The sequence below is a fragment of the Mycobacterium sp. E3298 genome (genome assembly GCF_001666895.1).
GTDB lineage: Bacteria > Actinomycetota > Actinomycetes > Mycobacteriales > Mycobacteriaceae > Mycobacterium.
The window spans coordinates 1-3,486 of sequence record NZ_LZJB01000520.1 but is presented as its reverse complement, the minus strand read 5'-3'; the positions used below and the strand labels follow the sequence as shown (position 1 = coordinate 3,486).

Genomic DNA, 3,486 nt, shown 5'->3' with positions numbered 1-3,486 from the left:
GACCGCGCAGGTGCCGCCCATCGACCATCCGGCGACGCCCCAGTTGGCTCGATCGGCGCTGACGGCGAAGTTCGACACCATGAACGGCACGACGTCCTTGGTCAGGTGGTCGGCGGCGTTGCCGCGGCTGCCGTTGACGCACTCGGTGTCGTTGTCGAACGAGCCGGTGGGGTCGACGAACACCAGTACGGGGGAGAAGCCGCGATGCGCGGCGGCGAAGTTGTCGATGGCGGTGAAGGCGCCGCCTGGGCCCAGCCAGTCGGCCGGGGTGTTGAAGGCGGAACTGATCATCATGACCGCCGGCAAGCGGGGTGGCGGATTGCTGTTGAACCATGCGGGCGGCAGGTAGACCAATTCCCGGCGGTGGCGGAAATGGGAGGCGTTGTCGTCGATGTCGACCGGCACCACCACGCCCTTGCTCGGCCTGGTCCCGGCGACCTGCATTTCGGTCACGCGCAGGCGGTCGATCTGGTCGGGCAACGGCACCGAGGTCAGCTGGTTCCACGCGGCGAGCGCCGTCGGGAAGTAACCCACCCAGCTGTTGAGGGCCAAACTCGCGCACAGCGCGCACAGGGGGATGGACAGCACCGCCACCCCCCGCCGCCACCAGCGCGCGCCCGGCCAGCCCACCAGGAACACCGCGGCGGCCAGGCCGGTCGCCGCGATCCACAGCCACAGCGTCGTCGGCGCCGGGTCACCGGCCACGCCGAGCGACGTGATGTACCAATACGCGAGCGCGGTCGTCGCGACGGCGGCGATCACGGCCACCGGCAGCACCCGCTTGAGCCACCGCCGGGCACGCCACTGGATCGCGATGATCAGCAACAGCAGCGTCAGCGCCTGCACGGTCGGCGGGAACCAGCCATGCAGCAAGGACAGTCGTCCGAAGAATTGGTCCAACGGTCGTTGCCTTTGCTGAGTCGATCGCTGCGCGGGGGCGGACCCGTGGTCTTTTCGAACGCGGTGGGTCGGGAACAACTATCCCACACCCGTCCCACCGGCCCGCCCGCCGTCGCGGCGTGTGAGGGTGGCCGTTAGGAGGCTGTGACGCTGGTGAAAGTGCGCAGCCGCAGGCTGTTGGCGACCACGAAAACGCTGGAAAACGCCATCGCGGCGCCCGCGAGCATCGGGTTGAGGGCGCCGAGCGCGGCGAGTGGGATCGCGGCGATGTTGTAGCCGAAGGCCCAGAACAGGTTGGCCTTGATGGTGGTCAGCGTCCGCCGGGACAGCCGGATCGCGTCGACGGCGGCGCGGAGGTCACCTCGGGTGACGGTGAGGTCGGCGGCTTGGATGGCGACGTCGGTGCCGGTGCCCATGGCCACCCCGAGATCGGCGGTCGCCAGGGCCGCGGCGTCGTTGACGCCGTCGCCGACCATCGCGACGACCTTGCCTTCGGCCTGCAACCGCTTGATCGCGGCGACCTTGTCGGCGGGCATCATTTCGGCGATCACCTGCGCGATGCCCACCTCGTCGGCGATGCGCTCCGCCACGCCCCGGTTGTCGCCGGTCATCAGGATCGGTGTCAGGCCCAGCCCCTTGAACCGCCGAACCGCTTCCGCGCTCGTCGGTTTGACCGTGTCGGCGACGATCAGGACCCCGCGGGCCCGGCCGTCCCAGCCGACGACGACCGCGGTCTTGCCCTCGGCCTCGGCGCGGTCCTTGATCGCCGACAGCTCGTCGCTCAGCGGCTGGCCGCAATCGGCCAGCAGGCTGGCGCGCCCCAGGACGACGGCGTGGCCGTCGACGATGCCCCGCACGCCGTTGCCCTCGGAACTGGTGAATCCCTCGGCCGCGGGCAGCCGGCCCAGCTCGGCCTTGGCGGCCTTGGCGATGGCCCGGGCGATGGGATGCTCGGAGGCATCCTCGAGCGCCCCGGCGTAGCGCAGCAGTGCCGCGCGGTCGGTCCGGTCGGCGCCGACCACGTCGAGGAGGGTCATCTTCCCGGTGGTGACGGTGCCCGTCTTGTCAAGCACGATCGTGTCGACGCGGCGGGTGGATTCCAGGACTTCCGGCCCTTTGATCAGCACGCCGAGCTGGGCCGCGCGGCCGGTTCCGACCAGCAGGGCCGTCGGGGTCGCCAGCCCGAGCGCGCACGGGCAGGCGATGATCAGCACCGCGACGGCCGCGGTCAGCGCCGCGGTGGCCGGGAACCCGAGCGCGAGCCATGCGCCGAGCGTCGCGAGGGCGATGCCGATGACCACCGGGACGAACACACTGGAGATGCGGTCGGCGAGCCGCTGGACCTCGGCCTTGCCCGACTGCGCCTCCTCGACCAGCTTGGCCATGTGCGCCAGCTGCGTGTCGTCGCCGACGCGGGTGGCGCGCACGACGAGGCGTCCGCCGACGTTGACGGTGGCGCCCGTGACGCCGTCGCCCGGGCCGACCTCGACGGGAACGGACTCCCCGGTGAGCATCGAGACGTCCACGGCCGAGGAGCCCGAGACCACGACGCCGTCGGTGGCGACCTTCTCCCCGGGCCGCACCACGAATTGGTCCCCGACGGTGAGGCGATCCACCGGGATCCGGGTCTCGCCGCCGCCCCGCAGCACGGCGACGTCCTTGGCGCCGAGCTCGAGCAGGGTGCGCAGCGCGGCGCCCGCCGTCCGCTTGGACCGCTTCTCGAAGTACCGTCCTGCCAGCACGAACAGGGTCACACCCGCGGCGACTTCGAGGTAGATGTTGCCCGCACCGTCGGAGGGCCGGATGGTCGGTTCGAACCGGTCGTGCGTCCCCGGTGCCCCGGCCGTCCCCAGGAACAGTGCGTACAGCGACCACAGGAAGGCCGACAGGGTGCCGATCGAGACGAGGGTGTCCATCGTGGCGGCACCGTGCCGGAGATTGGCCCAGGCGGCGGCGTGGAAGGGACGGCCACCCCACACCACGACCGGCGCGGCCAGCACCAGCGACGCCCACTGCCAGTAGCGGAATTGCAGGGCGGGGATCATCGCCATGGCGATCACCGGGGTGGCGAGCACGAGCGACGTGATGAGGCGAGTGCGAAGCGCCGCCAGATCGGCGCCGGCGCGCTTCCCGGGGGCCGGTTCCTCCCGGCGCTGCGGCAGGGCGGCGGTGTATCCGGCCTGCTCGACGGCGGCGATCAGCAGCTGCGGGTCGTACCCCGAGGGAACGGTCAGGGCCGCCTTTTCGGTCGCGTAGTTGACGGTGGCGGCGACGCCGGCGAGCCGGTTCAGCTTCTTCTCGATCCGGGCGGCGCACGACGCGCACGTCATCCCCGCGATCTCGAGCTCGATATGGCTCACCGGCACTGCGCTCATGCCACCAAGACGGCCTCGTAGCCGGCCTCGTCGACCGCGCTGAGGACGGCGTCCGCGTCGATGGGAGAAGAACTCGTGATGACCAGCCTGCCGGTGTCGGCGCTGACATCCACGCGCTCCACGCCAGGGAGGCGGCCGACCTCGTCCCGCACGGCCGACTCGCAGTGGCCGCAGCTCATCCCGTCGACCCGGTATTCGCTGGTGACCATGG

General features: G+C 71.2%; 3 protein-coding genes. All 3 read right to left on the bottom strand.

The annotated features are described in order from the left end of the window. Positions 1 to 900: esterase family protein (locus A9X05_RS23870; protein WP_255369278.1), on the bottom strand; the 900-nt coding region annotated here is incomplete at its 3' end. 134 nt (positions 901 to 1,034) lie between these two features. Next, positions 1,035 to 3,275, bottom strand: coding sequence for a cation-translocating P-type ATPase (locus tag A9X05_RS23865; protein WP_067784397.1), 2,241 nt, complete (start codon positions 3,273 to 3,275; stop codon positions 1,035 to 1,037). Then, positions 3,272 to 3,484 carry a heavy-metal-associated domain-containing protein gene (locus A9X05_RS23860; protein ID WP_067754185.1) on the bottom strand — a complete coding sequence of 71 codons (213 nt, stop codon included), beginning with the start codon at positions 3,482 to 3,484 and terminating at the stop codon, positions 3,272 to 3,274. The genes A9X05_RS23865 and A9X05_RS23860 overlap by 4 nt, the downstream gene beginning before the upstream one ends. Positions 3,485 to 3,486: the final 2 nt, after the last annotated feature.